Source organism: Kribbella sp. NPDC051137 (assembly GCF_040682535.1).
Taxonomy (GTDB): domain Bacteria; phylum Actinomycetota; class Actinomycetes; order Propionibacteriales; family Kribbellaceae; genus Kribbella; species Kribbella karoonensis.
This window is the reverse complement of record NZ_JBFBBI010000010.1, coordinates 35,563-61,311: the sequence shown is the minus strand read 5'-3', so window position 1 is coordinate 61,311 and position 25,749 is coordinate 35,563. Positions and strand designations below refer to the sequence as shown.

The following is a 25,749-nucleotide window of genomic DNA, read 5'->3' as shown; positions in this document are numbered from 1 at the left end:
CTCAGCTGACCTTGGCGGATGCTGCGCCGAAAGTGTTGCAGGCGCCGGGACTGGTTGTCGCGAAGCCCTGGTTCATCCACAACGTGTGGCTCTTGCTGGAGCCGTGGTCGCGGACCTTGTCCTTGCTGAACTCGTCGCCGCTGCGCCGGATCTGGTCGTTCCACTGCTGCAGCAGTTCGCCGCGCAGCGGGAAGCTCGCCCGCGCGGCGCCGAAGAACACCGCGCCGAAGCAGGACGCCTGCAGCGCCGCGCGCCGGTCCTGTTCCAGCTCGGCGGTCTTGTTCGCCGCGGTGTCCGCGAGGTTGCCCGCGGCCGCGGCCATCCCGGTCAGGTTCTGCACGTGGGCGCCGTACACGAAGCCGAACGACTGCGCCATCTGCACCCGGGTCGCGGCCCGGTGTTTCGGGTAGTCCTCGACGATCTTCTGCCACGGCATCGTCACGCTGCCGCCCTGATCGTCCAGGCAGTACGACGCGAGATCCTCGTCCTGTACGCCGCACGCGGTCTCCTCGCCGTCGTCGAAGACGATCAGCCGCGGCGAGCGGAACTCGAAGCCGGCCTTGGTGACGAGCGGCTCCCAGGCCTTGTCCATACAGGCTGTCAGCGCCTGGTAGTACGACCGCACGTTCTCCTTGGAGGTCGGGCGGAACGCGGGCTCCGGGCAGTTCACCGCCGCCAGCTTCCCGGCGGAGTAGATCGGGTTCTTGCCGACGATGTCGGCGTCCGGGGTGCCCTTGCCGACCGGCGCGGCAGTCGTCGGCGCTCCGCCCGGACCGTCGCCCGGCTTCGCGGACGGCGTACCGAGCGGGTTCGCGACGAAGCCGTCGTAGTTCGAGAGCACCTTGACGGCGAACGTGGCGCCGCCGCCGAGCAGCAGCAGGGCCGCGACGACGATCAGCGCGACCAGGCCCTTCGAGCGCTTCTTCGGCACGAACGGGATCGGCTCCGGGTGGAACACCTCCCGGTACGCCGCGGCCGCGCGGTCGTCCGCCGCCGGCGGGCCGAGCCGGGTGCCGGACAGCGTCGTACTCCGGGAGTCGATCCGGCTGCCGCGGAGCTGCGGGTGGACCGGTTGGTCGTCCCGGCCGAGTCGGGGTGTGGGTGCAGCCAACGGTGCCGATCCGTCCGGCCTCCGGTTGTCCGGTGTGGTCCGGTTCCCGTCGCCGCCGGGCAGGAAATGCCCAGGCTTGGGCGCCGACTCGTCCGCCATAGGTGTCCGCTTCTCCCCAGTACCGGCTTCCACCGGTCCCCATCAGAAAGGCCGGCACAGACCCCCGAGCCGACCGCCGGCTGATATTACGGCCTGGACCGCCACCCCGAGAACCCGATTGCACCTATTGACACCGTTTCGCGACCGGCGCTACGGACCGCACCCGACCGGTTACCCGGCCACCCCGGACGGCGGGCCTGATCACCTGGCATGCTGGGGGTATGAGCTGGGCTGTCTATGCGATGCGCGGGCCAGGAGGCGTACGGCGCCTCGACGACATTCCGGTCGACTACGAGCCGCCCTCGGTCGGGTCCTCGACCGACGTGGTGGCCGCGGTCCGGGAGCTGGTGCCGGACGTCGACACCAGCAAGCCGTCCTGGCTGGCGCTGCGAAGTGCCGACTTCGACGTCGAGATGACGATCGGCAAGGGTGTCGAGGTCCGCGACATCACCTTCTACCTGAACGACGGGCCGCGGTCGATCCCGATCGTGATGGAGATCAGCCGCAAGCTCGGCGTCACGCCGTACGACACCGAGTCCGGCAACTTCCTCACCGAGGAGTCCCGGCCGCCGGTGCCGCCGCCGATGGAGCCGGACGAGATCAAGATGAACAAGCCGAAGTGGTGGAAGTTCGGCCGCAAGTAGTTCCGTCTCCAGCCCGGGTCTTGTGCCCGGGCTGTTCTCGGGTCTACGATCAGGACGATCGTACAGGACGATCGCCCTGGAGGTTGACGAATGGCGCCGACCGCGAGACAAGGTCAGGAAGTACGACTGCGGCTGATGGCGGCCGCTGTCGAGTTGATCCCGGAACGCGGGTGGTCCGCGGTCAGCACCCGGATCCTGGCGGAGCGGGCCGGTGTCACACCGAGCGTCGTGCACTACCACTTCTCGTCGGTGCAGGACGTCCTCGTCGAGGCCACGATCGGCGCGATGCGGCAGGTGCTCACGGCCACCGATGAAGTGTTCACCGCCGCGACCACCCCGGCCGCCGGGATCGACGCACTGCTGGCCTCGCTCGAGCAGTACGACGGCAGCGACCCGACGTCGTTGCTGTTCACCGAGACCTACCTGGCGGCGACCCGCGACGAACGCCTGCGCTCGCAGATCGCCGGACTGGTGACGGACTTCCGCGCCCGCGTCGCCGACTGGCTCACGATCCACCAGGTCGCCGAGCCGGCCGCGACCGCCGCCGTACTCGCCGCCGCGATCGACGGCCTGCTCCTGCACCGCACCTTCGGACCGGAGGACCCGGCCCTCAGAACCGTTCTGCAAAGGCTGGTGAGTTGAATGCACGCAATCATCTGTGGGGCCGGGATCGCCGGACTCGCGCTGGCACACCGCTTGTCGACGCTCGGCCAGGACGTCACCGTCCTCGAACGGAGCCCCGGCCCACGACCGCAGGGCTACATGATCGACTTCTTCGGCCCGGGGTACGACGCGATGGCCGCAATGGGCCTGCTGCCGGCGTTGCAGGAGGTCGCGTACTACGTCGAAGAGGCGACCCTCGTCGACGAACAGGGCCGCAAACAGGCGGGGATCACGATCCGGCAGTTCGCGGACGGCGACCTGCTCAGCGTGATGCGTCCCGACCTCGAGCAGGTGCTCCGCGATCACCTGCCGAGCGCGGTCGACCTGCGGTACGGCGCGACGCTCACCGGCGTGACGTCGCACGCGGACGGGGTACAGGTGCGGCTCGCGGACGGGTCGACGCTGGACGGTGACCTGCTGGTCGGTGCCGACGGCATCCATTCCGCCGTACGGCGGGAGGTGTTCGGGTCGTCGTACGTCCGGTTCCTCGGGTTCCACACGGCGGCGTACAGCTTCGACGCGCCGGCGATCCACGACGAGGTGGGCGAGCGGTTCTGCCTGACCGACACGATGGGCAGCCAGTTCGGGTTCTACGCGTTGCGGGACGGGCGGGTCGCGTCGTTCGCGGTGCACCGGACCGCGGATCCCGTCGTACCGGAGGACACCCGGGCCGCGATCAGGTCGGCGTACGACGGGCTGGGATGGGTGGTGCCGCAGGCGCTGGCGTTGTGCCCGGAGCCGGAGCAGATCTACTACGACCAGGTGTCGCAGGTGGTGATGCCGCGCTGGAGTTCGGGGCGGGTCGTGCTGGTGGGCGACGCGTGCGGGGCGGTGTCGCTGCTTGCCGGGCAGGGGGCGTCACTCGGGATCGCGGGAGCGTATCTGCTGGCGGAGAAACTGGTGGACGCGTCCTCGATCGAGGAGGGGATGGCGGAGTACGAGCGGGTGTGGCGGCCGGTGGTGGAGGAGAAGCAGAAGGTGGCTCGGTCGACGGCTCGTTGGTTCCTCCCGCAGTCCCGCTTCGAGTTGGTCGCCCGGCGCGTGTTGCTGAGGGTACTGCGGATGCCTGGCCTGCGGACGTTGCTGCCTGTGGCGCTTGCGGGTAAGCCGACCACGCTGATTCGCGAGAGCGCCGAGGTGAACTCCCGAGTCGGCTGACCAGAGTTCGCCTGCGAGTCGCGCGGAGTTGCCCTGGCCGGCGGCGCTGCTCTGAAAGCGTCGCGAGTATGACCCCGCCCAGCACCCCAGAGCAACCGTCCACCGAACTGACGCGGCGCGGCCTGCTGGCCATCGGCGGCCTCGGCGCTGCCGCAGCCCTGACCGGCAGTTCCGCCGTCGCCCGGTCGGCCGCGGCCACCACCGTCCCAGCGCAGTTCGACCACCCGTTCCAGCTCGGCGTCGCGTCCGGTGATCCGCTGCCCGACGGCTTCGTGATCTGGACCCGGCTCGCCCCCGAACCGCTCGCGGCCGACGGCAGCGGCGGTATGCCGCCGCAGTCCTTCGGCGTGCGGTACGAGATCGCCGAGGACGAGCAGTTCCGCCGGGTCGTCCGCCGCGGTGCCGCCGAGGCGACGCCCGAGCTGGCGCACTCGGTGCACGTCGAGGTGAGCGGCCTGCGCCCGGCCCGCGAGTACTTCTACCGGTTCCGCGTCGCGACGGCGATCAGCCCCGTCGGCCGGACCAGGACCACTCCCGCGTACGGCGCCTCGCCGGCACAGCTGCGGCTGGCCGTGACGAGCTGCCAGAACTACCCGGCCGGGTACTTCGTGGCGTACCGGGACATCGTCGACTCCGACCTGGACCTGGTCGTACACCTCGGCGACTACATCTACGAGGGATCGGGCGCCGACCAAGGGCTGGGCCGCGCACACGCGCCGGCGATCACACTGCAGACACTGTCGGACTACCGGATCCGCCACAGCCAGTACAAGACCGACCCGCTACTGCAGGTGGCGCACGCCAACGTGCCGTTCCTCGTGGTACCGGACGACCACGAGGTGCAGAACAACTACGCCAACTCCACGGGCGGCGGCCAATCCGGTGAGGTGTTCCTGGCCCGGCGCGCGGCGGCGTACCAGGCGTACTACGAGAACATGCCGTTGCGCCGGTCGTCGCTGCCGGCCGGACCGGACATCCAGCTGTTCCGGCGGATCCGGTACGGCGACCTCGCGCAGTTCCACCTGCTCGACACCCGGCAGTACCGTTCGAAGCAGGCACAGTGGACCGCGGCCACGGCGATCGGCGGCTACGCGCCCGGCGCACTCGACCCGGACCGGACGATCCTCGGAGACGCCCAGGAGCAGTGGCTCCAGCAGTGCCTCGCGTCGTCGACCGCACGCTGGAACATCCTCGGCAACCAGACGAAGTTCGCGCCGTACGACCGGAAGGCAGGCTCGGGGCTGGAGTACTCGGGCGAGGACAACTGGGGCGAGGGTTATGTTGCCGATCGCAACCAGCTGATGGGATTCATCGCCGAGCACCGGCCGTCGAACCCGGTCGTCATCACCGGCGACGCGCACAGGAACTGGGTGTTCGACCTGAAGGCCGACTTCGCCGACCCCGACTCCGAGACGCTGGCCACGGAGTACCTCGGTACGTCGATCACCAGCGGCGGCGACTCGGTCCCGAACACCGTCTACGGGCCGACCGCGGACAACCCGCACCTGAAGCTCCAGAACAACCAGCGCGGGTACATCCGCGTCGACCTCACGCCGGACCGCTGGCGGGCCGAGTTCCGCGTCTCCGACACGGTCCGCCGGCCCGACGCGCCGCTCTACACACTCGCCACCTTCATCACCGACAACGGCACCCCCGGCGCCCGCCGAGCCTGACCCCGGCCGCCCTCACGCTCCCGAGGACACTCCTCCAGCCATCTTTGAGAAGCCACCAACCGTTTCGGTGGCCTTGGAATGACCGGTGGCTTCTCAAAGATGCCGTGCTGGTTTGGGTCAGTCGAGGACGGTGAGGGTGGCCGGCCCCAGGCGGAGCGTGCCGGAGGTGAGTGGGGTGGCGCGGATGCCGCCGTGCCCGCGGAGGGCGCGCATCGCACCGGGGGCGAGGACCGCGTCCATCCAGGCGCAGGGGTTGGCCGGGCGGTTCGCCTGGAAGGTGATGCCGCCGACGGTGAAGCGGCGGCCCGGGACGCGGGAGCCGTCGGGTGCGCGGCGGGCGGCGAGGTCGTCGATCGGGAAGCCGCGCAGGGTGATGTTGCGACGGGTCAGGTGCGGGTCGAGCGGCGCGGGCAGGCCGAGCAGGCGTTCGACCTCGTCGAGCGAGGCGGCGTCGATGAAGGTGACCGCCGCATTCTTGTGGACGGCCTGGCCGTAGTACCGGTCGCCGACGATGCCGAGCCCGGCCCGCACCTCGATCCCGGTCCGGGCGACCGGCTCCGGATCGGGACGGGGACCGTCCTGCGGACGCCCCTCGAACGCGTGCTGCCGGGAGACGGCGAGTGCGACGATCTGGACGTCCATGTCAGCCCCAGGTCAGCGGGTCGAGAAGGCGGAAGAAGTGCAGGCGGCGCGAATCCGGTTCGGGTACGCCGTACGCGTCGAGGAAGGGCTGCGGATCCGCGGACCACTCGTCGTGGAGCTGGATCGTGGTGAGCGCGAGATCGGAGTACCGGTCGGCGAGACCGAGCCGCCCGAGGTCGATCAGTCCGGTCACTTCGAGCGTCTCCGGGTCGAAGAACACGTTCGGCAGACAGGCGTCCCCGTGGCAGACGACCGGCTCCAGCACGCTCTCCACGTAGGTGCTCTCGGCAACGACCTCGACCAGCAACTCCTCCGGCGGAACCTTCCGCCACTCGTCCGTCAGGAACTGCGGGTTCACCGCACCCCGCCGTACGACGTCCGCCGCCGACGCGATCACCTCCGCGAGCGGCCGCTCGAACGGGCAGTCCTCCAACGAGTGCAACTCCCGAAGAACCCGCCCCAGGCCGCCCATCGCCCGCTCGTGCGCAGCGGTGGGGAGGACGTCGCCGCGCACGCCCGGCACCGCGGAGGTCAGCAGGCAAGCTCCCTCCGAGGTCGACTCGATCCAGTCCAGGACCGTTGCTCCCGGCAACCCGGTAGCGGACAGCCAGCGGATTCGGTCACGTTCGGCGGCCAGCTCGGCGACGCCGGAGGGAGCGCAGCACTTGGCGTACACGTCGCCCCGGCGGTAGACCGTCGTGTCGGACTCGCCGACGTCGACGAGCGACCAGCCGTCACCCGGTGGTTTGCGCAAGTTTCTCCCTTGTGTGGTTGAGGATCGGCGTCACCGGCCGACCCGTGACCAGGTCACCGTCGGCAACGAAACCCTCCTCGCGCCCGGTCAGGTCCTGGATCAGGCGGGACCGCCACAGGTCCCGCAGCTCGGGCCGGGACGAGACCAGGTTGTGCAGCTCCCCCGGGTCCTCGGCCAGGTCGAACAGCTGCTCGACACCCCGCTCCGACCCCCACACGTACTTGATCTTCCCGTCGGTCACCCACTGCAGCGACTGCCCGAAGTGCAGGTGCTCCCCGTGCAGCCACTCCCGCACCTCGACAGTCTCCCCGCGCAGGAACGGAGCCAGCGACACCCCGTCCACCGACGGCGGCACCGGCACCCCGGCCAGGTCCAGCAGCGTCGGCATCACGTCGCGCAACTCCACCACCTGATCGACCACCCCGCCGCGTACCGCGCCACCGGCAGAGGCACGATCCGCGACGATGAACGGCACCCGCGCCGACCCTTCGTACGGCACCGACTTCCGGAACATCCGGTGGTCGCCCATCATCTCGCCGTGGTCGGACGTGAACGCGATGATCGTGTCGTCGTACACCCCGATGTCGACCAGCGCCTCGCGGATCCGGTTGAGCTGCAGGTCGATCTGCGCCATCAGCCCGTAGTACCCGGCCCGCGCCCGGTGCACCACCCGGTCCGGCAGGTCCCCTATCGACGCCTGGTAGTCCCCGTCCCGCCGGAACTCGTCCCACGAGCTCTCCCAGTCCCCCAGCTCACGCCGGTACGGCGGCAACGCGTCGTACCGGTCGAACGCCCACGCCGGCGGATCGTACGGCGGATGCGGCCGATGGAACGACAGGTACAGGAAGAACGGCCGGGTCGGGTCCCGCCGGTACAGCCACTCGATCGTCTGCGTACCTACCCACGACGTCGGGTGCAACGACTCCGCCTTGTCCCACGGCCGCGCGACCACCGAGTTGCAGTTCACCCCGTGGTCGAAGTATTCCTCGTCCGGCGACACCCCGGGCTGCCGCCGCAACCACGGCACGTAGTCGTCGAAGAACCCGAACTGCTGCCGATGCGCCCTCCGCGAGTGATGCAGGAACCCGTCATGCAGTACGACGTCGTCGAACCCGAGCCGCGCCCGCTCGGGCCAGACGTGCATCTTCCCGATCGCCTGCGTGTGGTACCCGGCGCGCCGGAACTCCCCCTGCACGGTCACCGGATGCGCGACGTCGAACGGTACGCCGTCCGTGTACCCGACCCGCCCATGCCGTTCCTGGGACTGCCCGGTGAACAACGCAACCCGCGCCGGCACGCACGTCGGCGTCGCGGAGTACCCGCGGCTGAACCGCACGCCGTTCCGCGCCAGCTCGTCCAGGTGCGGCGTCTCGACGTACGGGTGACCGGCACACGACATCGCGTCGCCCCGCCACTCGTCGACACAGATCAGTACGACGTTGGGCCTCAAGAAGACTCCCGGACGATCAACTGCCAGGGGAAATCGAACACTTCACCAGGCGCGCCTTCGCGGTCGGTCAGCCGCCCGACCATGATCTCCGCGAGCGCCTCGTTGAAGCCGACCGGTCCGACCGTGGACAGCGACGGGTCCAGCGTCTCGCCCTCGGGCGTGTTGCCGACCCCGATGATCGCCAGGTCCCGCGGTACGTCGATCCGCAGCCGGTGCGCCGCCCGGACCGCGGCGATCGCGGCGAAGTCCGTCGTGCAGTACAGCGCGGTCGGGCGGTCCGGCCGGGACAGCAGCGCCATCGCGGCCCGGTACGCGCCCTCCGGGTGCTGCTCGAAGACCTCGACGTCGTCGCTGTGCACCGGCTTGCCCGCGGCGCGCAGCGTGTTCACATAAGCGTCGAACCGGGCGAACCCGGTGGTCCGCGAGGTCAGAGCGCCGATGTGGTCGTGCCGCTCGAGCAGGTGCTGCACCGCGAGGTGGCAGCGCGGTTCGGCGCCGGACCGGATCACGTCGAAGCCCTGCGGCTCCAGCGTTTCGCTGAACACCACGATCTGCACACCCTGGGCGGCGAACGCGGCGAGCTCCTCGGCCTGCGACGGGTCCGGCTTGATGCTGTCGATGAAGATCACGTCCGGCGTCCGGTTCGCCAGCACGGTCCGCCAATCGCCGTCCGCGACGATCAGCGCGGTCTTGCCGAGCGGGGTGACCGCCGTACTGACCGTGGCCGCGACCGCCTGCGACCACGGGTCCGCGAGGTAGCTGAGCGACAGCAGGACCAGGTCCGACTTGCCGGTCCGGATCGCGCGGGCCGCGTCGTTGCGCCGGTAACCCAGCCGGGACGCGGCCTCGCGGACCCGGTCCGCGGTGGAGTCCTTGATCGTGTGGCTGCGGTGCCGCCCGGACAGCACGTAGGACACGGTCGCGACCGAGACGCCGGCCTCCTTCGCCACCATCCGCAGCGTCGGCCGCTCAGCCAAAGGTGAGGACATATGTCGATTCTTGCAGATCAGCCTTTGACCGCACCGGTGATGACGCCCTTGGTGAAGTGCCGCTGGAGGAACGGGTACACCATCGCGATCGGGACCAGGGCAACCACCACGACGGCCATCTGGAGCGACTGCGGCTGCGGGAGCGGGGTCACGCCGAGCTGGTCCGCGGACAGCGACTTGCCCTGCAGGACGTACGTCCGCAGGATCACCTGCACCGGCCACTTCGACGTGTCGTTCAGGTACAGCAGCGCGTTGAAGAACGCGTTCCAGAACCCGACCGCGTAGAACAGCCCGACGACCGCGACGACCGCCTTCGACAGCGGCAGGATGATCCGCCGCAGGATCGTGAAGTCGCTCGCGCCGTCGATCCGGGCGCTCTCCAGCAGCTCGCCCGGCACGTTCATGAAGAACGTCCGCAGTACGACGAAGTTGAAGGCACCGAGCGCGCCCGGGAGGATCAGCGACCACAGGCTGTCCAGCAACCCGAGCTGCTTCACCACCAGGAACATCGGGATGATGCCGGGCGCGAACAGCAGCGTGAACAGCACCATCAGCAGCACCGGCCGTCCGAACAGCACGGGCCGCGACGTCGCGTACGCGAGCGCGATCGTCACCGCCAGCGCGATCGCCGTACCGACCACCGTGACGAACACGCTGACCAGGATCGCCCGGCCCATCAGCCCGCCGGAGAAGAGCGTCTGGTACGCCTTGAGTGTCGGATGCGACGGCCAGAGGACATACCCGCCGGCCTTGATGATGTCCCGGTCGCTGGCCAGCGAGGTCGAGATGACCACCAGGATCGGGATCACGATGGCGAGCGCGAAGCCGCCCAGGATGACGGCCTTGATCGCCTGGTATGCGGGAGACGGCTGCTCCTTCCAGACCGGTCTCATGAAACGCCTCGTTTCTGGAAGATGCCCGGTTCGCCGAGGCGGTGGGCCAGCGTGTTCGCGCCCCACAGCAGCAACGCGCCGACGACGCCCTTGGCCAGACCGGCCGCGGCGCCGCTGCTCCAGTCACCGCCGACCACCCCCGCGTAGTACGTGAAGGTGTCCAGTACTTCGGCGGCGCCCGGGCCGACCGAGTCGCGTTGCAGGATGAACTGCTCGAACCCGACGCTGAGGATGTCGCCGATCCGCAGGATCAGCAGCAGCACGATGACGGTCCGCAGCGACGGCAGCGTGATGTGCCACATCCGCCGCCAGCGCCCGGCGCCGTCCGCCGCGGCCGCCTCGTACAGCGAGACGTCCACCGTGGTCAGCGCCGCCAGGAAGATGATCATCGCCCAGCCGGCGTCCTTCCAGATCAGCTGCCCGACGACGAGCAGCGGGAAGGTGTCCGGGTTGGTCATGAACGGGATCGGGTCCAGCCCTGCGTGCCGCAGCAGGTTGTTGACGAACCCGGCCCCGCCGAGCGACTGCTGGAACAGCGTCACCACCAGCACCCAGGACAGGAAGTGCGGCAGGTAGGCGATCGTCTGGAACCATTTCCGAAGCCGGTTGCTGACCAGCGAGTCGACGATCAGCGCCAGCCCGATCGGCACCGGGAAGAACAGCAGCAGCTGTACGCCGGCCAGCAGCAGCGTGTTCCGCAACGCGTCCCAGAAGTCCGGGTTGGCGTAGAGGTTGACGAAGTTCTGCAGGCCGTTCCACTCGCTGTGCATGATGCCGAGGTACGGCTGGAAGTCCTGGAACGCGACCACGTTGCCGAGCACCGGCAGGTAGAAGAACACCAGCAGGAAGACCACGCCGGGGATCATCATCAGCACCATCTGCCAGTCCCGGGCCCATTTCGCCTTCAGCGGCAGGCCGTTCCTGGCCTGCCGCTTCGGCGAGTTCTGCTTCAGCATCAGGACACCGGCACGCTTGCGGGCAGCACGGCGGCGAACTCGTCGCGCATCTTGTCACCGCCGCCGGACTTCCAGCGCTTCAGCGCGGCGTCGTACGCGTCGAGCTTCTGCCGCCCGGTGACAATGTCCACGATGGTGTCCCGGAACGCCGCGGTCAGCTTCGGCCCGACCTTGCTGTTGGTGTCGGAATACGTGCCCGCGGTCGGGTTCCGCATCGCGAACTTCAGCAGCTTCTGCTCGGTCTCGTAGATCTTGCGCGTGTCGTCCGGGAACGCCGGGTTGAAGATCACGCTCTCCGGCGAGTTCATGATCTGCAGCGCGCTGACCAGCCCTGGAGCCTGCTGGTTCCCGGCCTTGGTCAGTACCGGGTTGCCTTGCGCGTCGAGTTGGTACTGCTGCCCCTGGACGCCGAAGTTCTTGAGCAGGTACTCCTTGGTGCCGAACGGCGCCGACAGGTAGTCCATCAGCGCGAGCAGCTCGCGGATCCGACCCTCGTCGGTCTTCTTGAACGGCGTGAACCCGACCGTGCCGTAGCCCATGTCGTACGTCGGCTTCGCCTTGCCGTCGTGGCCGAACGGGATCATCGTGTCGACGAACAGCGTCGGGTCCAGGTTGCGGAAGTCCGCGGTCGCCCGCGGTCCGACGACGACCTGCGCGGCGATCTGCCCGTTGACGGTCTTCGGCGTCGCGTCGGCCAGGTTCAGGTCCGGGTAGAACACCTTCGCGGCCCACAGCTTGGCGGCGTACTCGACGGCGGCCTTGTAGTTGTCGGTCTCGTACAGGTGGGTCAGCGAGCGGTCCTGGTTCACCCGCCAGGAGTTCGGGGCGCCGAACCACTCGCCGAACATGTGCAGCATGTTGATGATGGCCGGCTCGAGCGCGTAGTTCGTGCCGTTGGTCAGCTCCTTGCACTTGGCGAAGAACTCGTCGGCCGTGGAGCACTGCAGCCCGCCGACCTTCTGCCAGGTCCGCGGGTTGCCCATCATCACCTGGCCGAACGGCGTCGACGGGATCGGGGCGCCCCAGATCTTGCCGTTGACGACGGCGGTCCGCCAGGAGGCCGGCTTCAGCGCGGCCAGGTTCGGGTACTCCAGGACGGCGTCACCGGACAGGTACTTGGTGAGGTCCTGGAACTTCGCCTCGAGCATCGGACCGACGTTCGGGATGCCCTGGTTCGGCGGCAGCCACATCAGGTCCGGCAGCGAGTCGCTGGCGAGCAGCGTGGCGAACTTCTCCGGGTAGCCCGGGTCGGTGCCGATGGTCAGCTTGAGCTCGGCGCCGAGCGCCTGGTTCAGCGCCTGCCACATCGGGTTGCTGCCCATCGGGGGCGGCGGCGTCGCGAACGTCTCGGTGAGCGCGGTCACCGCGTTCTTCAGCGGCGGCGTCTTCACGCTCGCCACGGCGTCCGCCGGGAACTTCAGGAACCCGGGCTCCAGGCCGGACTCGGCCCCCGCCAGGTCGGGGTGCAGCCCCTCGAACGGCTTGTACGTCGGCAGCTTGAGCTCGCTCGAGGCCTTCGCACCTCCGCTCGACGCGCCGCCGTCTCCACAGGCCGCCAGCGTCGAGGCGCCGATCGCCGCCCCGGTCACCTGCAAAAACCGTCGCCGACTGATCATAGTTGCTCCAAGTTTCGAAGAAGTGCTCACTAACACTCACTTAAACGTTAACCCGGACCGTAAACCTCAGCCACCCCCGGATGCAAGACCGGGAACACAAGAGCCGGCGACCGCGGGACTCGAGAACCCGCGGCCGCCGGCCGTTTTCGGTGTGTCAGTGAGTTGTCAGCAGCGCACGACGAGCCCGGTGAGCGCGGTGCAGGTGCGGCTCGCCTTGTCGTTCGTCGCCACCGGGTCGTCCGGCGAGCTCGCCGTACGCTGGGCGGTCGCGGTCAGCGAACCCACCGTGAGCAGGGTGGTGTCGGCCGTCAGCGTGCGCGTCGTACTCGCACCGGCCGCCAGCGAGGCGACGTCACAGTTGACCGATCTCGTCGTACCAACGCGGGTGCAACTCGATCCCGCGTAGACCAGTCCGGCCGGATAGGTGCCGACGACCCGGATCCCGGTGGCGTCACCGGGCCCGTTGTTCTGCACGGTGATCGTGTACGTGATCCGCGCGGTCAGCAGACTCCGCACCGAGGCGGAGATGCGGACGGCGACATCCGCGGCGGTCGCCGGCTGCGTGACCGTGAGCGCCGGCCCGTCGAGGATGTCGAACGCGTAGTTCTCCCCGATGAACTGGTGCTGCAGAGTGATCGTCCCGAGCGGGGCGTCGTCCCGCACCCGGAACGTGAAGGTCACCGTCCGGGACTCGCCCGGCGGTACGTCGCCGACGCCGCCGCGGACGCTGGTCCCGAGCGTGTCGCAGGCGTAGGCACCCGGACACGACACCAGATCGACCATGGCAGGCAGCGACGTCTCCTTGGCGTACAGCCCGGCCTTCCCACCGGTGATCGTGAAGTCCCGGTCGTTGTACAGGGTCTGCGTGACCGTGAACGTCGCGCCACGAGCGACCGAGGTCGCCCCGACCTCGATCGCACTCGACGGCGGCACGGCGTCCGAGATCGCCGGCACCGTCGCCAGCCCGGCACCGACGACAGCCGTCACCAGCACGGCACGAAATGCTTTCCAAGCATGCACAGCAAAGCCCCCCTCGTCCCCATGAATCCCCAGCTGCCCCCACAGCAGCCCGCCGACGGCGGTCCAAGCAGTATGGAGTCAGCACTGTCCGTGGTCAACAAGTTGGAAATCGCTCCCAACCTTTCGCGGCTCCACGGTGTCTCAGTGGATGCGCCGCTCAACAAGGGGCCGCGCAGAGTTCTGGGGGAACCACATGATGAAGCGGATCGTGACCGGCGCGGCGGCACTGGCGGGTGCGGGTGCACTCCTGCTCGGCGGGGCGTTGCCGAGCCACGCTGCGACGCCGTCCGTTGCGGCGAGCAACAGTTCGGCCGCCACCTACAAGCTGCGGTACTTCAACCACTCCAGCGAGGGCTACCACGCGAGCGCCGTCCTGCCGTCGAACTGGCGGCTCGTCCAGCTCTCGACCTGGCACGCGCGTTTCGACGACAGTGCGCACAACCGGATGATCCGCATCGACACGGCGTACAACGGCAACCTCGGCACGGTCACCGCGCTGAACCAGAAGATCAGGTCGCTGAAGAACACCCGCGGCCTGCACATCGTCGGTACGTCGACCGTGACCATGAGGTCGACCACCGGGCAGGGCCCGCTGCGCGTGAGCACGGTCGTCTACACGTACCGCAGCGGCAGCACGACCCGCTGGGTCGCGACCCGGTACGTCGGCTGGTCCGGCCGGAACGCCGCCGACGTCGAGTTCTCGGTGGCGGGTTCGCCGAAGGACAGCAAGATGCTCGGGGCAACGATCAACAAGGCGACCGTCTCGCTGACGCTCGCGGGCTAGCTGATACCGGCGGTGCTCTCGCGGACCACCAGGCTGAACGGGGCCTGCAGCCGGACCGGGTCGCCGCCGGGCCGCTGATCGCGCAACGCCTGCAGGGCGAGGCGCGCGATCGCGACCCGGTCGGGGGCCACGGTGGTGAGGGTCGGCAGTGTGGCCAGGTCGTACGGGATGTCGTCGAATCCGACCACGGCGACGTCCTGCGGGATCCGGAGTCCACGCAGTACGAGCGCCCGGACCGCGCCCATCGCGAGCCAGTCGGTCGCGGTGAAGACCGCGTCCGGCGCCGGATGGCCCGAGTCCAGCCAGTCGCCGAGGGTCCGCTCGGCGTCCTGACCGCGCAGGCCGCCGGTCGGCAGCACGATGTCCTCGTCGACCGGCAGCCCGGCCGCGGCGAGCGCGTCCCGGTACCCGTTGATGCGTTCGTCGTCCATCCGCGGGCCCGGCGCCAGAGCCATCACCTGGCGCCGGCCCAGCGACAGCAGATGTTCGGTCGCCACCCGGCCGGCGTCCCGGTTGTCGATCCCGACGTGGTCGGCGTGGTGCTCGACGCCGGCCTTCTCGCCGAGCAGTACGAGCGGGAGTCCCGGAGCACGGTCCCGGACGTCCTCGGGGGTGAGGCCGAGAGGGCTCATCACGATCCCGTCGAGCCGTGCCGGATGCCGGTCGTTCAGCAGGGCGAGCTCGGCCTCCCGGCGTCCGCCGGTCTGGTGGAACTGCACGATCCAGCCGAACGTCTCGGCCTCGTCGAGCATCCGCGCCGCCAGCGACGCGAAGTACGGCCGGTCGAGCTGCGGTACGGCGAACGCGATCACGCCGCTGCGGCCCTGGGCGAGGTTCCGGGCCGCGATGTTCGGCCGGTAGCCGAGCCTGTCGATCGCGGCGAGCACCTTCTGCCGGGTCTCCTCGCGGACGTGCTCGGCGCCGTTGACGACGTTCGACACCGTCTTCATCGACACCCCGGCCGCCTCGGCGACATCGGTCAAGCGCGGCCTCATAGCTGGCAGGATCTCATTTGAGACCGGTATGAGCCATTCCGGCCAGGATCCGGCGCTGGAAGATCACGAACACCACGACCACCGGCACCAGCGTGACGACGCTCATCGCGAACAGCGCGCCCCACTCCGAACTGCCGGTCGCGTCCAGGAAGCCGCGCAGCGCGACCGGCACCGTCAGCTTGGTCCTGGTGGACAGGTAGATCAGCTGGCTGAAGAAGTTGTTCCAGGTCCAGATGAACGAGAAGATCGCGGTGGTCACCAGCGCCGGCGACAGCAGCGGCAGGATGATCCGACGGTAGATCCCCCAGTACCCGCAGCCGTCGATCCGGGCCGCGTCGTCCAGCTCGACCGGGATCGACCGGATGAACTGCACCATCAGGAACACGAAGAACGCGTCGGTGGCCAGGAAGCTCGGCACGATCATCGGCCAGAACGTGTCGATCCAGCCCAGTTTCCGGAAGATCGAGTACTGCGCGATCAGCGTCACGTGCGCGGGCAGCATCAGCGTCGCCAGCATCAGTCCGAACAGCGTCTTCCGGCCGACGAACGTCATCCGCGCGAACGCGTACGCGGTCAGCGAGCAGGTCAGCAGGTTGCCGATCACCACCGCCGCGCAGATGATCAGCGAGTTCATGATGTAGACGCCGAAGCTCGTCCCGGTCGAGGACCAGCCGAGCGCGTAGTTGCCGAGCGTCGGGTGCTCCGGGATCAGCCCCGGACGACTGAAGATCTCGGTGTTCTTCCGCAGCGAGGCGCTGACCATCCAGAGCAGCGGGTAGAGCATGATCAGCGCGCCGGCGGTCAGGCCGGCGTGCGCCAGGACGCGCTTCATCGGCGTACCCCTTCGTCTCCGTAGAACACCCAGGTGCGGCCGAGGACGAAGTTCAGCCCGGTGAAGACCGCGATGATCAGCAGCAGCACCCAGGCCATCGCGGCGGCGTACCCCATCTTGAAGTTGCCGAACGCCTGCTGGTACAGGTACAGCGTGTAGAACAGCGTCGAGTCCGACGGGCCGCCCTTGCCGCCGCTGATCACGAACGCCGGCGTGAACGCCTGGAACGCGCCGATGATCTGCAGCACCAGGTTGAAGAACACCACCGGCGACAGCAACGGCAGCGTGACCCGCCAGAATCGTTGCCACCGGCCCGCACCGTCCACCTCGGCGGCCTCCAGCACCTCGTCCGGGATCTGCCGCAGCCCGGCCAGGAAGATCACCATCGGCGCACCGAACTGCCAGACCCGGAGCACGATCAGCGTCCACAACGCCGTACCGGGCTCGGAGATCCAGCCGCGGCCGTGGATCCCGAACACGCCGAGGATGTCGTTCAGCAGGCCGTCGCTGCCGAAGATCTGCTGCCAGAGCAGGGCGATAGCGACACTGCCGCCGAGCAGGCTCGGAACGTAGTACAGCGCCCGGTAGACGGCGAGGCCTTTGAGCCCGCGGTTCAGCAGTACGGCGACCGCGAGCGCGAACGCCATCTCGAGCGGGACCGAGACGCCGACGTAGATGAACGTGACCTTCAGCGACTGCAGGTACCGCGAGTCGTGGAAGAGCGCCGTGTAGTTGTGCAGTCCCTGCCACTCGGGCGTGTTGAGCAGCGCGTAGTCGGTGAACGAGTAGTACAGCGACAACAGCATCGGCCCGATGGTCAGGCCAACGAGTCCGACCAACCAGGGCAGCAGGAACAGGTACGCCGGGACGCTCTGCCGGAGTCGGGCCATCACTGTCCGAGGGTCTTTCCGGCCAGGTCGACGAACTCCTGCGCGCCCTTCGCCGGATCACTCTTTCCGAAACCGATGTTCTCCGCGATCCGGCCGAACCCGGTGAGCAGTTCGCCGTACCCCTTCGGCCACGGCTTCGGCGACGGACCGACCTTGTCCGCGATGTCCTCGACGTACTTGATCGCCCGGGCACCGGCGGATCCGGCGTCGGCGGCGACCAGGTCGCGCGCCTTCTTCGACGGCGGTACGCCGAGCAGGATGCCGATCGCCTTGATCGCCTTCTCGTCGTTCAGCAGGAACCCGATCAACTTGGCCGCGTCCTCGGGGTGCTTGCTCGCCGACGAGATCGACCACAGGTCGAGGCCCTTGACGAACTGGCCCTTCAGATCGCCGGCCGTACCCTGCGGCACCGGCAGCACGGACAACGGGTTCTTCACCACCGGCTGGTAGAACGTGACCTGCTGGACCCAGCCGAACTGCAGCGGAGCCTTGCCCTTGGCAACCAGCGACTTCTCGATCGCGGTCGTCTCGGCGCTGACGTTCTGCCCCGGCGCGGCCTTCGCCTTCCGGAGATCCGCCCAGTACTGGAACCACTCCTGGACGGTGTCCTTGCTGGCGGCAAGCTTTCCGCCGTCGTCGGAGAACAGCTCGGTGCCGTGCTGACGGGCGTACACCTCGAACAGCTGGAAGTTCCCGGCCTGGTCGGTCGACCCGTAGGACCCCTGTACCGCCCCGCTGTAGTCGCGGGCGAACTCGGCGAACTTGTCCCACGTCCAGCCCTGCGCTGGGACCGTCCCGCCGGCCTTCTTCACGGCCGCCTCGTCGACGTACATCGCATAGCTGATCGAGCTCTGCCCGATGCCGTAGTTCTTGCCGTCCGACTGCCCGCTGTCCGCGACGTCCTTGTCCAGTCCGGACGTGTCGATGCCGGACGAGCTCAGGTCCTTCAGCGCGCCCCGCCCCGCGTAGTCGCTGAAGTAGCTCATCGACATCCGCAGCACGTCGGGAGCGTTGCCGCCGGAGGTCTGCGTGGCGAGCTTGTCCCAGTAGTCGTCGAACGGGGCGCTCTCCGCGGTGTAGTCCGCGCCGCCGCTCGCTTTCCAGGCGTCGAGCGCCTTGTTGAGCGCCTTGGCGACCGGGTCGGGGCCGTACCAGGACACCCGCATCGGGCCGGACTTCCCCGAGCAGCCGGGGATCGTGATCGCGGCGGCGGTGGCGGCGCCGAGTCCCAGCAGGGTACGGCGGCTGAATGTGCTCATGGTGTTTCTCCTTGAGGAGCCCACCGCCAGTTGTGGGGCAGGCGGAGCGGGGTGTAGTTGCCGTTCGGGAGGTCGTCGGTCAGCCGCGCCTGCCAGCGGGTGAGCTGGTGCAGCAGGCGGGCCCGGACGGCCAGGTGCCGTTCGTCGTCGAAGAGGTTCACGAGCTCGGCCGGGTCGGTGTCCAGGTCGTAGAGCTCGCCTTCGAGGTCCGCGTGGACGACGAGCTTCCAGTTGCCGCTGCGGAGCATCCGGGCGGCGCCGGACTGCGTGACCGTGTTCAGCTCGTCGAACGTCGGACCTTCGTAGCTGAAGTGCAGCGGCGGGCGGGCGGTCACGTCGTACGCGCGGCCGCCGTAGCCCTGCTCGGCGATGATGTTTCCGAATTCGTTGTCCGGGGCCTCGGCGCCGTGCGCGAGTGGCAGCAGGCTGCGGCCCTGGACGCCGTCGGGGATGGGTTGGCCGACGGCTTCACAGATCGTCGGGAGGACGTCGACGATCGACACCGGTTCGTCGCGTTGCTGTGTCGCGATGCCCTCGCCGCTGACGATCAGCGGGATCCGCATCAGGAACTCGGACAGCCCGGCGCCCTTGCGTTGCAGGCCGTACTCGCCGACGTAGTCACCGTGATCCGCCAGCACGACGGTCAGTCGCGGTCTGGCGCGGTTGGCCAGGCCGTCGTGCAGGCGACTGATCTGGTCGTCGAGCAGGCGCAACATGCCGAGGTAGTTCGCGGTGTAGCGGCGCCAGTTGTCGTCGTACCCGGGGCGCTTGTCCTCCTGGAGTTTCCGCAGCCAGGAGTAGGTGCCGCGTTTGACGTCTGTTGCCTCCGGCCCCGTCAGGCGGTCCGGGACGTCCTCGGGCGCGACGAGGTCGAAGTACGGCTGCGGAACCTGGTACGGGTTGTGCGGCTCGGGGTACGAGACCCAGAACAGGCCCGGGCGGTCCGGGTCCGCCTCGTCGATCGCCCGGAGTGCGTCCGAGGTGATCCGGTACGGGAGCTGCGTGGTGACGTCGTACGGCGTGGGCTCGTCGGCGACACCGTGGTCGAGGCGGTCGAGCCACTGGTCGAACGCCGTCTCCTCCGGGGTCCGTTCGGGTCCGTGGGTGTGGAAGTACGGCCCGGCGTACGTGTCGAAGTCCGCCGGCCCCCGGTGCATGTGCGGCTTGCCGGCGAAGTGCAGCTGGTAGTCGGCAGCCCGCAGTACGTCGAGCAGGTCCTGGTCGTAGTACGCGTACTGTGCGTTGCTGTTCTGGCGGACCCGGTGCGCACTCGGGAACCGTCCGGTCAGCAGGCTGGTCCGCGCCGGAACACACGCCGGCGCCGCCGTGTACGCGTTCCGGAAGTCCGTCCCACCGGCCGCCAGCGCGTCGACGAACGGCATGGTGTCCACCGGATACCCGCTCCGCCGCGTCAGCCCCACCCGCTGCTGGTCAGTCATCACGATGACGATGTCCGGGCGCAAGTAACTCCTCCTTTACAGCGCTGTAATACAGCGCTGTAAACACTGCCCCAGAAACCGGCCGACCGTCAAGAGGTGACCGGAAGGGCCGCTAGCCTCCAGGCATGATCAACGAGCCGATGAGCCGCCGCCTGGTCGTGACGTTCGCGCTGATCGGCGCAGTCCTTGCCGTCGGCGGCCTGATCGCCCGCCCGCTCAGCATCAGCGTCGCGGTGGTGCTGTTCCTCGTCGCGCTGGGCGCTTTCACGCTCGCCGGCTACGGGGTCCTCGACCGCCTCGCGGCCGGCCGGAAAGCCGACTGACCTATCCCGCCGACCGGCCCAGGTGGGATGCGAGGCGGCGGATGCCGGAGCCGGGACTGGTGAGCACCGGACGCGAAGCACCTTCGGCAGCCGACGCCATCGATGCCTGGGCGAGCACGATCACGTCACCGGACGCAGCGTCGATCGCCGCCGCGACCAGCGCGTCGTGCCGCGCCCGGTCCCCGGCCACCGCCGCCTCGAACGCCCCCTCCACGACGACTTCGTCGATCTTCACCGCGCGCCCCGCCAACTCGGCCCGCTCCCGGAGCAACGCGGCCGTCGGCCGGACCGTCGTCGGCAATGTCGCGATCACGCTGACGTGCCCGCCGCCGGCGACAGCCTCGTCCGCCATCGCCTCGTCGACGCGATACACCGGTACGCCGAGCCGCTCGGCCAGCGGTCCCGCGTACTGCGAGATCGACGAACACGTGAACATCAACGCCTCCGCCCCGGCCGCGACCGCCGCGTCACCGAGATCCGCCAGCCGCCGCGCGACGTCCGCGCCCCCACCGAGGTCGGCGACGATCTTGTCGTCCAGCAGGTTCTGCACCTCGACCCCCGGCAGATGCTCCGCCGCGAGCCGGGCGAACGTCGGGATGACAACAGCTCCGGTATGCACGAAGGCAACGCGTCCCACGGCGGCTCCAGGTGACTAGATATTCAATATCGCCTGTCCATTCAATCATCGAGCGGCCAGGTTGTCAGCCCGGACCGGCGGTTCGGGGACCTCAGCTCGAGGCGATGCCGGCGACCAGGTTGACAGTCGCGGCCAGGATCACCGTCGAGAACACGTAGGCGAGCAGGCAGTGCCGCAGTACGACGGCCCGGATCGCGCTGGTGGACACGCTCGTGTCGGACACCTGGAAGGTCATGCCGAGGTTGTAGCTGAAGTAGAAGAAGTCCCGGTACGACGGGACCTCGGCGGCGTTGTTGAAGTCGATCCCGCCCTCGGGCTCCCGGAAGTACAGGTGGGCGTACCGGGCGGCGTACATCAGGTGCACCGTCGCCCAGGTCGTGAACACCCCGACGAGGCCGACCGCCGCGGCCGCGTGCCGGGTCCCGGAGTTGCCGAGCACCAGCAGTACGCCGATGCCGCTCAGGCTGGCGAGCGCGCTGATCACCACGATCAGCTCCTCGGCGAACGGCCGGAAGTCCTCACGCCGCGCGAACGCCCGGGTCTCGTCCGCCGACATCGGCCAGAGCACGACGATCCCGGTGCCGACGAAGGCGGCGGTCGCGGCGGCGATCCCGGCGAGAACGCCGAGCGGAAAGTTTCCGAACACGCCGACAACGAGCAGGACGGCACCGCCGACGACCAGCGCGATCGTCAACCGGAGGACTGGATGCAGCAGCGGCCCACGTGTCACGTCGGAAGACATGTTGCCACCGCCAATGAATTCTGTCGCCCGCCGCACGCCGTCCTGCGCGACACTGGTACGGGTCCGGCGACGATCGACGAGAGGGTGCCGCGATGGACGACAAGGCGAAGCTCCGGGTGAAGGACGCGCTGCTGGCGCACCTCGAGGAACACCTGCGCGCGACCGACGCCGCGGTCGGCCGCGAGGACTCGGCGGCCCGGCTCGATCCCGATTCGGCGTTCTCCGTCGACGACCAGTCCCAGTCCGACGAGGCCGCCGACCTCGGCGGGCTGTTCGAGCACGTCGGCGAGCGCGCACACAGCACGGTCAGCGAGGCCGAGCAGCTGGACTTCGGCCCGGCCGCCGAGGTCCGGCCGGGCGCGATCGTCGTACTGGACGGCAGCTCGTACGTCGTCGGCGTGATCAGCTCGCCGTTCGAGTGCGACGGGACGACGTACGAGGGCATGACCACCGACGCCCCGCTCTACGGCGCGATCAGAGGCCTGCGCGCGGGTGACAGGTTCACGTACGACGCGACCGAGCACGAGATCGACGCCGTGTACTGACCGTCAGCGGAGCTGCAGCGAGTAGACGTGCAGCCCGTCGGCCTTCGCGTGCCGGCTGAGGTGCTGCAGGTCGGTCAGGAAGTCGACCAGGTCGGCCGCCTCGAGCTCGGGGACCAGCTCCGCCCAGGGTGTCGCCAGGTCCTGGAGTTCGTCCTGGTCGCGATCGGCGATCTCGCCGGCCAACCGGTCCCCCAGCCGGGCGAGCCCTTCGACGGAGGTCTCCACCCAGCGCTGCTCGTCGTCGGGCAGGTCGTCCGCCGACTTCCCCCAGACCAGCTCGATCAGCACCCGGAAGTCGCCGCCACTGAGCGTGATCGCGCTGTCCAACTGCTCGTCGTCGGACTGCTGCGGAGCACCGGCATCGTCGCGGGCCGTGAAGTAGGTAGCCATACCGTCATCATCCGCAGAATCCGGCCGCCGCGGGACGTTCTTGTGCCCGCTGACGACAAACTCTGTCGACGGCGTCAGTGCAGGGCGACCGACAGCAGCAGGACGGACGCGGCCCGCGCGTGAACGTCGTGGCGCTGCGGCGGAACGGCGACCAGTTCACCGGCCCGGAGCTCGACCTCGGTGTCGCCGGACCGCAGTACGACCTCGCCCTGCAGGCACATCAGCGAAGCGTCGCCCGGACTCTGATGCTCACCGAGCGTCTGCCCGGTGTCCAGCGCGATCAACGTCTGCCGCAGCCGCGCACCGCCGCGCCCGTACAACGTCGTGGCACTCCGCCCGTTGTCACTCTTCCGCGCCAGCTCGAGATGAACAGCCGCCAACTCCTCAACCCGCAGTAGGTCCATCAACCGATCGTACGACTCCGCTCGCACTCCCGACCGGCCGACGCCGGGATAGCATCGCGCAATGTCCAACCGTCCCGGGATCGACGTCGACGAGGCAGCACTGAGCGATCTCGACGCGCTGGTCCGCCTCGAGTCCAGCCTGTTCCGCGACGACGCGGGCACGCACGACCCGCTCGTGGACATCACCTGGCCGGCCCGCCACGCCCGGGAGGACTTCGTCCGGCTGATCGGCGGAGCCTCCGCCGTCGTGCTCGTCGCGAGGTACGAAGAGAACATCAGAGGCCATCTCGTCGGCTATCTCTCCGCCCCGTCGCCGACCCGCTTCGACCGGCGTACCGCGGAGATCCGCAGCCTTTACGTGGACAGCGCAGTGCGCACGAGCGGCGTCGGCCAGGCCCTGGTGACGAGCTTCATGACCTGGGCGCGCACACACGAGGCCGTAGCGGTCGCCGTGAGCGCCTACGCAGCGAACGAAGGCGCCCGGGGATTCTACGAACACCTCGGCTTCGCCGAACAGAGCGTCACCTTCCGTCTCCTGCTGGACGACTAGTTCCCGACCTCTGGTCCTCGACGTCGACGACCGCGGCGAGGGTGCCGCCGCCGGCGGGGCCCTGGTGGGTGGCTGAGCCGGAGATCCAGATGAGGTTGTCCTGGAGCCACCCCGCGAACATGCCGGCGACGGCGGCTTTGACCTCGGTGCCGTACGCCGGGTTCTCGACGACCTGGCGGCGGCCGCGTAGGAGGCCGTCGGGTGGCGGGCCGATCTTGACGTACACGGCGATGACCCGGGCGCGTTGCTCCGGGGTCAGCGGGCCGGTGCCGACGTCCATGCCGGCGCGGCGGAGTGCGCGTGGGAGGGCGTCGACGTCGAGCATGTCGGCGACCACGGCGTGGCCCACCCGCAGCCGGCCGCCGGCACCGGCGCGGTTGCCGAGGAGGATCAGCTGGGTGTCCGGACCGCCGGCGGCGCCTTCCCATTCGTTCGCGGAGACCGAAGCGCGGCCGGCCCACACGTCCATCCGGACGCCCACCTCGTCCCCGTCCAGCACCGGAAGGCCTTCGACCGCCGTACCGATTCCAAGCGCCGCGCTGCCGCTCGTCCTGCGGAACAGGGTGTGGTCGTCGTACTCCGGAATCGCCCGACCCTCGGCCCGCGCCGCCGCGAGCGCGCGTCGCGGAACGTGATACGCCTTTCCGATAACGTATTCCGCCGTTTCCGGCGCGATCCCTGCCTCGGCGGCCGCAGCCCGGACGGCCGCGGCGGTTTCCTCGATGACGCGCGACGTACCGGTCCATTCCGGCTGCATCCGCGCGGTCCGGGCCGTGCCGAGAGCGAGCCGCGGACCACCGTCCGCGGCAGGTTCCGCGGGCCTCCGGCTGTACACGACGAGTTGCGGCGTGAGGATGCCCATGCCGCCCGAGGTGAAGACCATCGGGAGCTGCGCGATCTGGTCGTCGGGACGGCTGCCGTGCTCGGACAGGAAACCGCGGATCGCCTGGTCGGCATCGACCCGGCTGGTCTCGCCAGGGGTGCAGCCCTCGGTCTTGCCGGTCACCGCCACGACTTCGTCCGGCCGCAGCCGCCCGTCGGCGACCAGCCGAGCCAGCCCGGACACGTCCCGGGAATGCCCGAGCGGAACCTGCACAGCATCGACGGCCATCGGCTCAGCCGACATCTGCGGCCTCCTCCGCAACCACACGACCCGCCTTGACCACGACCCGTTCGGTGGGCAGCCCCACGACCGCCTCACCAACCGTTGCACCCGGCAACAGTACGAAGTCGGCGGCAGAGCCTTCACCGACGCCGTGATCCGGCAGCCCCATCACGCGTCCCGAGGTCGCGAGGTCCACAGCGAACTGCAGGTCGTCGTCGCCACCGAAACCGCACCGCCATGCCAGCAGATACACCTTCAGCAACATGTCGGACCGGTTGAACGGACCCCACGAATCCAGTTGCCCGTCGCAACCGACCCCGACCGCGACACCCGCCTCGGCCAGCGCCTTCAACGGCGGCATCGGACCACCCGACGGTACGCACGTCGTCACGCCGATCCCGGCCTCGGCCAGGTCGTCGATGATCCGCGCCGCCCGGTCCGGAGCCACCGAGCCGAGGAAGTCCGGATGGCTGATCACCACCGGCCGCGGCAACTGGACCGCCTTCGCCCGCTCGATGATCAGGCTCGCCGAGAACGCCCCGAGCTCGCCGGGCTCGTGCAGATGGATGTCGACCCCGGCGCCGTGCCGCTCGGCCAGCTCGAAGATCAGGTCGACGTGCTCGACCGGATCCCGTTCGTACGAACAAGGATCCATCCCGCCGACGATGTCCGCACCCGCGGCGAGCGCCGCGTCGAGCAGTTCCGCCGTTCCCGGCCGGCCGCTCACCCCGCTCTGCGCGAACGCGATCACCTGCATCGTCAACGCGCCCCGCAGTTCCTCCCGGACCTGCAGCATCCCTTCGACGCCGCTCAGCCCGATCTCCGTGTCCACGTCCGCGAACGCCCGCGTATGGGTAGCGCCGTTCGCGATCATCACGTCGGCGTTCCGCCGGATCTGGGTCGCGGCGTCCCAGTCGGGCGCGCTCCGCATCGCCCGCTCGTCCGCGAGCAACTGCTTCAGGTCCCGCGGCTTCCGGGAGTACCAGGGACGGCCGAGCATCGACTTGTCCAGATGCGAGTGCGCGTCGACGAACCCGGGCAGCAGCACCTTGCCGGTCCCGTCGATCGCCCGTACGCCGGGCTCCGCCTCGATGCTGTCCGCGATCGCGGAGACGGTCGCGCCGTCGACGAGTACGTCGTACCGCCCGGTCCGGTGCGGCAGCAGTACGTTCTGGATGATCACAGG

General features: G+C 69.2%; 28 protein-coding genes. 8 read left to right on the top strand and 20 right to left on the bottom strand.

What is annotated here, in order from left to right; all coding sequences use genetic code 11:
• Position 1: 1 nt before the first annotated feature.
• Positions 2–1,210 (bottom strand): neutral zinc metallopeptidase, encoded by a 1,209-nt coding sequence (locus AB0M51_RS41585; protein ID WP_344199735.1) that lies wholly within the window; start codon positions 1,208–1,210, stop codon positions 2–4.
• A gap of 221 nt (positions 1,211–1,431) precedes the next feature.
• Here AB0M51_RS41585 and AB0M51_RS41580 point away from each other — a divergent pair, with 221 nt between their 5' ends.
• From AB0M51_RS41580 to AB0M51_RS41565, 4 genes are all read left to right on the top strand, one after another.
• The gene (locus tag AB0M51_RS41580; protein ID WP_363754376.1) at positions 1,432–1,854 is read left to right on the top strand and encodes a hypothetical protein; all 423 of its coding nucleotides are present in this window, start codon (positions 1,432–1,434) and stop codon (positions 1,852–1,854) included.
• Positions 1,855–1,944: 90 nt separating this feature from the next.
• Complete coding sequence (locus tag AB0M51_RS41575) at positions 1,945–2,496, top strand: TetR family transcriptional regulator (protein ID WP_325035401.1); 552 nt, start codon at positions 1,945–1,947, stop codon at positions 2,494–2,496.
• Positions 2,497–3,675, top strand: coding sequence for an FAD-dependent monooxygenase (locus tag AB0M51_RS41570; protein ID WP_344199744.1), 1,179 nt, complete (start codon positions 2,497–2,499; stop codon positions 3,673–3,675).
• 68 nt (positions 3,676–3,743) lie between these two features.
• On the top strand, positions 3,744–5,348 hold the full coding sequence (locus AB0M51_RS41565; protein WP_363754371.1) for an alkaline phosphatase D family protein: 1,605 nt from the start codon (positions 3,744–3,746) through the stop codon (positions 5,346–5,348).
• A gap of 117 nt (positions 5,349–5,465) precedes the next feature.
• On the opposite strand, the gene AB0M51_RS41560 is transcribed toward AB0M51_RS41565, so the two are convergent.
• The 8 genes from AB0M51_RS41560 to AB0M51_RS41525 form a co-directional block, all read right to left on the bottom strand.
• A complete protein-coding gene (locus AB0M51_RS41560) occupies positions 5,466–5,990 on the bottom strand; it encodes an MOSC domain-containing protein (RefSeq protein WP_344199749.1) in 525 nt (174 codons plus the stop codon).
• 1 nt (position 5,991) lies between these two features.
• Complete coding sequence (locus tag AB0M51_RS41555; RefSeq protein ID WP_344199752.1) at positions 5,992–6,744, bottom strand: aminoglycoside 3'-phosphotransferase; 753 nt, start codon at positions 6,742–6,744, stop codon at positions 5,992–5,994.
• On the bottom strand, positions 6,725–8,194 hold the full coding sequence (locus tag AB0M51_RS41550) for an arylsulfatase (protein ID WP_344199755.1): 1,470 nt from the start codon (positions 8,192–8,194) through the stop codon (positions 6,725–6,727). The genes AB0M51_RS41555 and AB0M51_RS41550 overlap by 20 nt, the downstream gene beginning before the upstream one ends.
• The gene (locus tag AB0M51_RS41545; protein ID WP_344199758.1) at positions 8,191–9,183 is read right to left on the bottom strand and encodes a LacI family DNA-binding transcriptional regulator; all 993 of its coding nucleotides are present in this window, start codon (positions 9,181–9,183) and stop codon (positions 8,191–8,193) included. Before AB0M51_RS41545 ends, AB0M51_RS41550 begins: the two co-directional genes overlap by 4 nt.
• 17 nt (positions 9,184–9,200) lie before the next feature.
• Complete coding sequence (locus tag AB0M51_RS41540; RefSeq protein ID WP_344199760.1) at positions 9,201–10,076, bottom strand: carbohydrate ABC transporter permease; 876 nt, start codon at positions 10,074–10,076, stop codon at positions 9,201–9,203.
• Positions 10,073–11,032 carry an ABC transporter permease subunit gene (locus AB0M51_RS41535; RefSeq protein ID WP_344199763.1) on the bottom strand — a complete coding sequence of 320 codons (960 nt, stop codon included), beginning with the start codon at positions 11,030–11,032 and terminating at the stop codon, positions 10,073–10,075. The genes AB0M51_RS41540 and AB0M51_RS41535 overlap by 4 nt, the downstream gene beginning before the upstream one ends.
• Complete coding sequence (locus tag AB0M51_RS41530) at positions 11,032–12,621, bottom strand: sugar ABC transporter substrate-binding protein (RefSeq protein WP_344199765.1); 1,590 nt, start codon at positions 12,619–12,621, stop codon at positions 11,032–11,034. The genes AB0M51_RS41535 and AB0M51_RS41530 overlap by 1 nt, the downstream gene beginning before the upstream one ends.
• A gap of 192 nt (positions 12,622–12,813) precedes the next feature.
• A complete protein-coding gene (locus tag AB0M51_RS41525) occupies positions 12,814–13,641 on the bottom strand; it encodes a hypothetical protein (protein WP_344199767.1) in 828 nt (275 codons plus the stop codon).
• Positions 13,642–13,864: 223 nt separating this feature from the next.
• On the opposite strand from AB0M51_RS41525, the gene AB0M51_RS41520 reads away from it, so the two are divergent.
• Complete coding sequence (locus AB0M51_RS41520; RefSeq protein ID WP_344199769.1) at positions 13,865–14,452, top strand: hypothetical protein; 588 nt, start codon at positions 13,865–13,867, stop codon at positions 14,450–14,452.
• Here AB0M51_RS41520 and AB0M51_RS41515 read toward each other — a convergent pair.
• Genes AB0M51_RS41515 through AB0M51_RS41495 form a run of 5 tightly spaced genes read right to left on the bottom strand, consistent with a single transcriptional unit; the run spans position 14,449 to position 19,891 of the window.
• Positions 14,449–15,447, bottom strand: a complete 999-nt coding sequence (locus tag AB0M51_RS41515; protein ID WP_344199772.1) for a LacI family DNA-binding transcriptional regulator — start codon at positions 15,445–15,447, stop codon at positions 14,449–14,451. The genes AB0M51_RS41520 and AB0M51_RS41515 overlap by 4 nt on opposite strands.
• 13 nt (positions 15,448–15,460) lie before the next feature.
• Complete coding sequence (locus tag AB0M51_RS41510; RefSeq protein WP_344199775.1) at positions 15,461–16,279, bottom strand: carbohydrate ABC transporter permease; 819 nt, start codon at positions 16,277–16,279, stop codon at positions 15,461–15,463.
• Positions 16,276–17,169 carry a sugar ABC transporter permease gene (locus tag AB0M51_RS41505; protein WP_344200709.1) on the bottom strand — a complete coding sequence of 298 codons (894 nt, stop codon included), beginning with the start codon at positions 17,167–17,169 and terminating at the stop codon, positions 16,276–16,278. Before AB0M51_RS41505 ends, AB0M51_RS41510 begins: the two co-directional genes overlap by 4 nt.
• Complete coding sequence (locus tag AB0M51_RS41500; RefSeq protein WP_363754362.1) at positions 17,169–18,428, bottom strand: extracellular solute-binding protein; 1,260 nt, start codon at positions 18,426–18,428, stop codon at positions 17,169–17,171. Before AB0M51_RS41500 ends, AB0M51_RS41505 begins: the two co-directional genes overlap by 1 nt.
• Positions 18,425–19,891, bottom strand: a complete 1,467-nt coding sequence (locus AB0M51_RS41495; RefSeq protein WP_363754359.1) for a sulfatase-like hydrolase/transferase — start codon at positions 19,889–19,891, stop codon at positions 18,425–18,427. Before AB0M51_RS41495 ends, AB0M51_RS41500 begins: the two co-directional genes overlap by 4 nt.
• A gap of 101 nt (positions 19,892–19,992) precedes the next feature.
• Here AB0M51_RS41495 and AB0M51_RS41490 point away from each other — a divergent pair, with 101 nt between their 5' ends.
• Positions 19,993–20,190: a hypothetical protein gene (locus AB0M51_RS41490; RefSeq protein WP_363754356.1), complete on the top strand. Its 198-nt coding sequence runs from the start codon at positions 19,993–19,995 to the stop codon at positions 20,188–20,190.
• 1 nt (position 20,191) lies between these two features.
• On the opposite strand, the gene AB0M51_RS41485 is transcribed toward AB0M51_RS41490, so the two are convergent.
• Together AB0M51_RS41485 and AB0M51_RS41480 are read right to left on the bottom strand one after the other, a co-directional pair.
• Complete coding sequence (locus tag AB0M51_RS41485) at positions 20,192–20,827, bottom strand: aspartate/glutamate racemase family protein (RefSeq protein ID WP_344199786.1); 636 nt, start codon at positions 20,825–20,827, stop codon at positions 20,192–20,194.
• Positions 20,828–20,918: 91 nt separating this feature from the next.
• Positions 20,919–21,569 (bottom strand): DUF1345 domain-containing protein, encoded by a 651-nt coding sequence (locus AB0M51_RS41480; protein WP_344199789.1) that lies wholly within the window; start codon positions 21,567–21,569, stop codon positions 20,919–20,921.
• A gap of 92 nt (positions 21,570–21,661) precedes the next feature.
• Here AB0M51_RS41480 and AB0M51_RS41475 point away from each other — a divergent pair, with 92 nt between their 5' ends.
• Positions 21,662–22,114 (top strand): hypothetical protein, encoded by a 453-nt coding sequence (locus tag AB0M51_RS41475; protein WP_344199792.1) that lies wholly within the window; start codon positions 21,662–21,664, stop codon positions 22,112–22,114.
• A 3-nt stretch (positions 22,115–22,117) separates the two neighbouring features.
• Here AB0M51_RS41475 and AB0M51_RS41470 read toward each other — a convergent pair whose 3' ends face one another.
• Together AB0M51_RS41470 and AB0M51_RS41465 are read right to left on the bottom strand one after the other, a co-directional pair.
• A complete protein-coding gene (locus tag AB0M51_RS41470; RefSeq protein WP_344199794.1) occupies positions 22,118–22,504 on the bottom strand; it encodes a hypothetical protein in 387 nt (128 codons plus the stop codon).
• A 74-nt stretch (positions 22,505–22,578) separates the two neighbouring features.
• Positions 22,579–22,908: a cupin domain-containing protein gene (locus AB0M51_RS41465; RefSeq protein ID WP_344199796.1), complete on the bottom strand. Its 330-nt coding sequence runs from the start codon at positions 22,906–22,908 to the stop codon at positions 22,579–22,581.
• 61 nt (positions 22,909–22,969) lie between these two features.
• Between AB0M51_RS41465 and AB0M51_RS41460 the strand changes: the two genes are divergently transcribed.
• Positions 22,970–23,458: a GNAT family N-acetyltransferase gene (locus AB0M51_RS41460; protein ID WP_363754349.1), complete on the top strand. Its 489-nt coding sequence runs from the start codon at positions 22,970–22,972 to the stop codon at positions 23,456–23,458.
• On the opposite strand, the gene AB0M51_RS41455 is transcribed toward AB0M51_RS41460, so the two are convergent.
• Together AB0M51_RS41455 and AB0M51_RS41450 are read right to left on the bottom strand one after the other, a co-directional pair.
• On the bottom strand, positions 23,430–24,584 hold the full coding sequence (locus AB0M51_RS41455) for a ring-opening amidohydrolase (RefSeq protein ID WP_363754347.1): 1,155 nt from the start codon (positions 24,582–24,584) through the stop codon (positions 23,430–23,432). The genes AB0M51_RS41460 and AB0M51_RS41455 overlap by 29 nt on opposite strands.
• The gene (locus tag AB0M51_RS41450) at positions 24,574–25,746 is read right to left on the bottom strand and encodes an amidohydrolase family protein (protein WP_363754344.1); all 1,173 of its coding nucleotides are present in this window, start codon (positions 25,744–25,746) and stop codon (positions 24,574–24,576) included. The genes AB0M51_RS41455 and AB0M51_RS41450 overlap by 11 nt, the downstream gene beginning before the upstream one ends.
• Between the last annotated feature and the right edge of the window lie 3 nt (positions 25,747–25,749).

What these genes read in the sequence shown, in the direction of transcription:
- AB0M51_RS41480 (WP_344199789.1), bottom strand. Translation starts at nt 21,569, where the DNA reads ATGTCTTCCGACGTGACACGTGGGCCGCTGCTGCATCCAGTCCTCCGG.
- AB0M51_RS41465 (WP_344199796.1), bottom strand. Translation starts at nt 22,908, where the DNA reads ATGGACCTACTGCGGGTTGAGGAGTTGGCGGCTGTTCATCTCGAGCTG.
- AB0M51_RS41500 (WP_363754362.1), bottom strand. Translation starts at nt 18,428, where the DNA reads ATGAGCACATTCAGCCGCCGTACCCTGCTGGGACTCGGCGCCGCCACC.
- AB0M51_RS41490 (WP_363754356.1), top strand. Translation starts at nt 19,993, where the DNA reads ATGATCAACGAGCCGATGAGCCGCCGCCTGGTCGTGACGTTCGCGCTG.
- AB0M51_RS41560 (WP_344199749.1), bottom strand. Translation starts at nt 5,990, where the DNA reads ATGGACGTCCAGATCGTCGCACTCGCCGTCTCCCGGCAGCACGCGTTC.
- AB0M51_RS41575 (WP_325035401.1), top strand. Translation starts at nt 1,945, where the DNA reads ATGGCGCCGACCGCGAGACAAGGTCAGGAAGTACGACTGCGGCTGATG.
- AB0M51_RS41520 (WP_344199769.1), top strand. Translation starts at nt 13,865, where the DNA reads ATGAAGCGGATCGTGACCGGCGCGGCGGCACTGGCGGGTGCGGGTGCA.
- AB0M51_RS41470 (WP_344199794.1), bottom strand. Translation starts at nt 22,504, where the DNA reads ATGGCTACCTACTTCACGGCCCGCGACGATGCCGGTGCTCCGCAGCAG.
- AB0M51_RS41540 (WP_344199760.1), bottom strand. Translation starts at nt 10,076, where the DNA reads ATGAGACCGGTCTGGAAGGAGCAGCCGTCTCCCGCATACCAGGCGATC.
- AB0M51_RS41570 (WP_344199744.1), top strand. Translation starts at nt 2,497, where the DNA reads ATGCACGCAATCATCTGTGGGGCCGGGATCGCCGGACTCGCGCTGGCA.
- AB0M51_RS41515 (WP_344199772.1), bottom strand. Translation starts at nt 15,447, where the DNA reads ATGAGGCCGCGCTTGACCGATGTCGCCGAGGCGGCCGGGGTGTCGATG.
- AB0M51_RS41510 (WP_344199775.1), bottom strand. Translation starts at nt 16,279, where the DNA reads ATGAAGCGCGTCCTGGCGCACGCCGGCCTGACCGCCGGCGCGCTGATC.
- AB0M51_RS41505 (WP_344200709.1), bottom strand. Translation starts at nt 17,169, where the DNA reads ATGGCCCGACTCCGGCAGAGCGTCCCGGCGTACCTGTTCCTGCTGCCC.
- AB0M51_RS41545 (WP_344199758.1), bottom strand. Translation starts at nt 9,183, where the DNA reads ATGTCCTCACCTTTGGCTGAGCGGCCGACGCTGCGGATGGTGGCGAAG.
- AB0M51_RS41535 (WP_344199763.1), bottom strand. Translation starts at nt 11,032, where the DNA reads ATGCTGAAGCAGAACTCGCCGAAGCGGCAGGCCAGGAACGGCCTGCCG.
- AB0M51_RS41460 (WP_363754349.1), top strand. Translation starts at nt 22,970, where the DNA reads ATGTCCAACCGTCCCGGGATCGACGTCGACGAGGCAGCACTGAGCGAT.
- AB0M51_RS41455 (WP_363754347.1), bottom strand. Translation starts at nt 24,584, where the DNA reads ATGTCGGCTGAGCCGATGGCCGTCGATGCTGTGCAGGTTCCGCTCGGG.
- AB0M51_RS41580 (WP_363754376.1), top strand. Translation starts at nt 1,432, where the DNA reads ATGAGCTGGGCTGTCTATGCGATGCGCGGGCCAGGAGGCGTACGGCGC.
- AB0M51_RS41475 (WP_344199792.1), top strand. Translation starts at nt 21,662, where the DNA reads ATGGACGACAAGGCGAAGCTCCGGGTGAAGGACGCGCTGCTGGCGCAC.
- AB0M51_RS41585 (WP_344199735.1), bottom strand. Translation starts at nt 1,210, where the DNA reads ATGGCGGACGAGTCGGCGCCCAAGCCTGGGCATTTCCTGCCCGGCGGC.
- AB0M51_RS41565 (WP_363754371.1), top strand. Translation starts at nt 3,744, where the DNA reads ATGACCCCGCCCAGCACCCCAGAGCAACCGTCCACCGAACTGACGCGG.